At 47.2% G+C, this 5,394-nt stretch carries 2 protein-coding genes; both read right to left on the bottom strand.

Going from position 1 to position 5,394, the window contains the following annotated elements:
• Positions 1–38: 38 nt before the first annotated feature.
• Positions 39–278 carry a helix-turn-helix transcriptional regulator gene (locus B5D35_RS22560; protein WP_078754672.1) on the bottom strand — a complete coding sequence of 80 codons (240 nt, stop codon included), beginning with the start codon at positions 276–278 and terminating at the stop codon, positions 39–41.
• A 183-nt stretch (positions 279–461) separates the two neighbouring features.
• Positions 462–5,003 carry an SslE/AcfD family lipoprotein zinc metalloprotease gene (locus B5D35_RS22555; RefSeq protein WP_078754671.1) on the bottom strand — a complete coding sequence of 1,514 codons (4,542 nt, stop codon included), beginning with the start codon at positions 5,001–5,003 and terminating at the stop codon, positions 462–464.
• Positions 5,004–5,394: the final 391 nt, after the last annotated feature.

The raw sequence follows: 5,394 nt of genomic DNA, 5'->3' as shown, positions 1-5,394 counted from the left end.
GCCTGAAACTCAGTATATTGCTTAAGAACCGAACAACTTTAGGCTGCCATGTCTTCCAACCGAATTAAGCAACAAAGCCGCTTTAATGCAGACTTTGCGAGCCTAAGTTTTCGTACATAACTGGATGGCGTATGATTTGTCCATTTTTTAAATAAACGATACGAATACCATGGAGAAAACAAAGATACTTCCGCTAAGTCAATAAGCGAGATGTTGTCATACAAATTGAGAGCGATAAAATCTTGCATACGTTGAACTGCTTCTTGCTCGTCTAACACTTTTCACCTCCTTATCCGCGGAATATACAGAAACAAATTTTAGGCCTCTCGACTATTTTTGCTGTGCTGATTCTATGTTACTGCACTTTTTTTTTTCAATTTAGCGAGTTGCGTTTTTGCTTACGCCAAAAAAAGCCGAGCCACTTTGATGGCTCGGCTATCGATACGGTTTCGGTAATTTAACTATTTGTTTGTATTGGGTACCGATGCTGTTACCGCGTTAATACGAATTGGATCCCTTTGTGGCGATGGAAGGTTTAGCGCTTTCACTGCCTTGCGACCTTGGTCTGAGATTCCACCCACATATTGTGGCTCGGAAGCACCCGGCAGAATTGTAGCTACCGTACCTGGGTTCCATGCCTCAAAAAATGCAGTCAGATCCGTTTGTGCAGCGTAAGAGGCGCAAAGCATCAAGGCATCACTCGCGCCTAGTCCAGAACGGTAACACTGGTTTTGACCGTAATGTGTTATCGCAGGATCGTTAGCGTTGCGACTTAAGCGGTGCATTAACTTGAACAAGTTAAAGCCATTCATGCCTGTGTCGGTGTTGTAGTAAGCCGGAACATCATTCGCATACCAATGCGTGATATTGAATTCTGTTTCAGCCCACTCTTTCATTTGCGCGAACATCAGCAAACGTTCACCCGGGCCGCCTGCGCCCCAAGCATGCCCCATTTCTGCATTGATGTACTCTGGTGCAATGCGAATATCGCTTGCCACGCGCGGCATAGAGCCTAAATACTTCTGCTGCATGTAGAGAGCGAGAACGTTGTTAGCAACCTCGGTCGCACCTTCTACGGTAAGTGGTGCTTGCGCCGCATTGTGTCCAACTTCGTGCCACAACAACCAACTGTTTAGCGGATCGGTATTGATATTGTTACTTTGTGTATTAAAGCTACTGTTCATTACCGGATAACCCGAGTGCGCAGCGCCGATACTGATAGCAACATCGTTCACAAACGCATGGCGATTGTTTGGAATGCTCGGGTGCGTCGCGGCGCGGTTATGCGTACCGTCGATGCCTTCATTTTTTGCGTAGAAGTCATTCAAGTCATTGGCAAACATGTCCAGTTCATCGGCAAATTGCGCTACGCCACCGCTAACATTGGCAGCAGTCAGGTTGGCCTTTGGCGCAGTAAAGATAAAGCTATCCGAGACAACATCACCGATAGGTGCTGGCGAGCTCATATCATTGACCCAGCCATTTTTTGCAGAATCATACAAAGGTGCATCAACAGTACCACTGATGTTGATAGTGACCTCGCTGCTGTTACCACCTTGAACATAGATCAAGCCGCCATAAGGGACTTCAAACACGGTTGAAGTGTCCACCTCGAAAGACTTTTGCATACGTGGTGGACGCATCATCGCGAGTTCGTGTTTCTCACGACCTGTTAAATCATCGTGCAGCGCGACGGTGACTTTTACAGACGTAGTATTGCCAGAGACCGACACGGTGAAAGGCTGATGTGCAACGGCCCATTGACCTGTTGCTTGACGATTTCCCGCGTAGTACGCCGCTGTGTTATTGCTCATATCAAGCGTTATTGACGTTCCACCAGTGTTGCCGCTTGGTTCACCAGGGAATGGACGGACGTCAACGACAACGTCATAGTCCCAGAAAGAGCGACCTAGCATTAAACGCGTTAAGGGTTTTTCCATGTAGTTTAGCGGGTAACTTGGGTTCATTTGCCCCGCGTATTCGCCTGCATCTTCACCGTACACCATGTTCATGTTGACTAACTTGCCGCCGAGGTCGACAGGGCAGCGTGTATTGCCGCCAGCAAGGTCAGCGGTGTAGCAGTTCAGGAATTCCGTGAATCGCTTGAAGCCCAGCTCATCCGCAATCGCACTCTCATAACGGTAATCTAGGTCATTCCATAGCCAAACCGTCATGTTGTTGTAAATTCGGTTCAGATCGGTGCTGCTTAAACGCTCGCCTTCGTTGCTTTTAGAACGGAAGTAAAGCTCATGTTGATACAAACGTTCGATATTGGTACCCAGATCTGCCGCTTTGATCATTGCTTTCGCTTGTTCAGAGCCCAAATCTAACTTGGTGTAGATAGGACGTTCCATACCACCTGTTAGTGGAATGCCATTGCCTGGACGACGCTCAAGACAGTTGATTTCATAGTGGTAATCAGTGCGCTTACACTCTTGGTAAGTACGTTGGCCGCTAACGAGGAACTGATCTAGCAACGCATCTTTCGCCAATTGCAGTGATGCTTCATCAAGAACGGGTTTGCCACTAGCGCCAATAATCCACTTTCCTTTCTCGTCTTTGACGAAATGGTCTTCTTCACGAATGAAGGCTTTTAGCGTTTTAAGCTCTCCATTGATTTCGGCTTGGTAGAATGCCGTTTCCAGTTCGAGCTTTTCTCCCACTTCAATGTCCCAAATGACTTCACCGGTAGTTTTGTCGATGGAGTAGGGAAGTTTTGGAGCCTGACCTTCACCTTCAGACTTCGCTGCATAGCGTTCGATGATCCAAAGTGCATGCTCGCGGTTTGCACGAGGGCGGTCAGCATAGCCATCGTTAGGGCCGTTACCGTTGAGAACTACCGTATCGCCCATGCCAAACGCGATGCCTGCTGCATCGAGGAAGCGTCCTGTTGCGCCGGTATTGTTTTCTTGAATGATGGTTTCCATCATCAGCACGCTACCGCCGTTGTTGACGTACTCGATCAAGGCTGTCACGTCATCTTGGGTCAGTTTTGGCTTGGCCACATCTGCGGAGTGAGGCGGGGTGTAAGGGTTGCCGTTAGGGTTTTTGTATTCAAAACCGTTGATGATAAGCAGTGGCATGTCGATCGGATTGATGCCGTCGAAGCTGCTTAGCTGTTCGGTATCGACATTGAACTCAGGAGAAATAACGTAATCTGCTTTAACGCCTATAACCTGACCATGACGCGCAAAGTAGACATGAGGAATGTTGGTCCCTACAGTGATTCTTTCGTCTGCCGCACGGTTAGTGAGATAGCGAATAACGTTGCTGAAGAAGTTCTTCATGTCATCGCCGTCTTTGTCTGCTTGTGCTTCACCGCACTGCCCATTACTTGCCCAAGAGTAGTCATTTGGACAAACGAGGATTGAGTTATAACGACCGTTGCCGACAACCATGACTTTACCCTTGCCCATTTCTCCAATGGTGACAAACGGGAGATTAAAGGTCGCGGTGTTTTTACCAACTACGTCGATTTTCTGTGTCGACGGCTTTTCGGTGATGTAGGCAAGATTGCGTTCGTCATACGCTTTTTTCTCACCAAAGGATAGCCAGTAGTTGTTGTCGTTTCTCGCCATCATGACTGGGAAGGCCTGATTCGAGATATTGACAGCAGCTTGTCCACGAGCCAAACCTGTACTGCCATAGAAATTCGTGGCATCGGTAAATACATGGAACTTCTGAACAGGCTTCCAACCGTCAGTGAGTGCATCATTGATGCCCCAAAGCTTATTGATGTCAGCTTGAATATTGGCTAGATCGTCGGTGGCGGTATGAACTGTAGGTTGACTGAAAAATGAGAAAGCAGACGTACCGCAAGCGCTACCACAAATTGCGTCATCGACAAGGCTTGCAATGCCATTCTCAAACTGTTTTTCGAATTCGGCGGAAACGGTTTCGGTCAGGCCACCACCCACTTCCAGTACCGTATCTTTGTCATTCAGTGATAGCGAAATGGCTTCGTTAATCACATTCGGGTACATGGCAAACACGTCAGTGATTTTTTCGCTGATGACGCGTCTATTTGATGTGTTATCGGCATAACGTTTTACCAGCGCGTCGGCATTTCGCCCACGTTGGTCAGCACCGAGATCGATCAGTTGGTATTCGGTTTTGTTGCCCCGAACGTCACCCAATTCAAAGGTGTCGATACCAAAGGATATGGATTCACCCCACGCAAAATCAAATTCACCGGCCGCATTGGTTTTTCCGCGTGATGAGTGGCTAAAGTAAGACAATCCTTCAACCGGTAAACCTGTGCTGTCAGTAATCACCGCTTTTGAAAGGATGACTTCTGTTGGCTTGTACTGATATGCCTCTTCGGCGTTCGCTGAAACGAAGGAGGCGTTTAAGTCAGTGGATGTTCCCGGTGTGACTTCGGGCTCGATGTCTGGCACGTGTGCACTCGGGTTTTTGTCTGCCAAGTTTTCTTCTGCAGGTTTTTCTGCAATGACGCTGTCGAACGCTTCCGGAGAAAGAGACAGATCGTTGTTATAGATACTGGCAAAGGCTAGTTTGTCGTGAATCGCTGTCAGCTCAATATCAATTTGATTGCCATGTGTCGGTGACACTGTGGTCAACAGTGCATGCGCATTACGGGCTTTGTCTGGTGAGTCTACAAACTCATCCGCATCATTCAAATTGAGACGATGGCGCGTAATTGCTTGGTCAGATTTGGCCAGTTGCTTGGTGGTTACATTGCTAAATGTCGCCAGAACGGTACCGTCGTAACGGCAGGTGACTGTGTCTTTCTCTTCAAATTCGAACGCATTGGCGGGTTCGCCATTACAGTTGACCGATGAACCGTATACTTTGGTTCCATCAAGTGAAAATTCACCCGAAATGATTGTAGGTTGCGGCGTACCTGTGTCTGGGTTTCCTGTATCAGGCGTACCCGTATCAGGAATGGATGGAATTCCACCCCCTGTTGAGACGTGATTATCATCATCACAACCGGCAAGCGCAGCCATGATGAGTATCGGCAGAATCTTTTTTTTGTACATTTCTATAATTCCTAAAAAGGCCAAAATTGCCTTATATACGTGCGACAGGAAGTGCGGAAAAAATAAGCAGTTGCGGCTGTTTTGTTATGAAGTGGAACCAAGCGCAATATTTCTTTGAAGGTCAGTGACTACAATCATTTGTGTTGAGAAAAAGGGCGCACGTTTTACCTCAAATTGCATGACCAGTTCAAATGAAAATAGTTGTTTTCTGAACGAAAGTACGGGTTTGCTTTTAAGGTGAGAGTTGTTTGTTTGTAAAAGAAACAGTTGTAAACGGGGAGGTAGGGAATATGCCTAGTTCTTCAGAAGGCGTTGGACGATTTAAGGCAGCAGTAAGGAAGGTATAGGCTTTGTTGCTTAAATCGATGGAACTAAATCTAGAAGCTACGAT

It is taken from the genome of Enterovibrio nigricans DSM 22720 (assembly GCF_900167155.1).
Lineage (GTDB): Bacteria > Pseudomonadota > Gammaproteobacteria > Enterobacterales > Vibrionaceae > Enterovibrio > Enterovibrio nigricans.
The sequence above is the reverse complement of the archived record's forward strand: the minus strand, read 5'-3'. Positions and strand labels throughout refer to the sequence as shown.

Excerpts from the sequence above, each read along its gene's own strand:
- B5D35_RS22555 (WP_078754671.1), bottom strand. The coding sequence starts at position 5,003 with ATGTACAAAAAAAAGATTCTGCCGATACTCATCATGGCTGCGCTTGCC.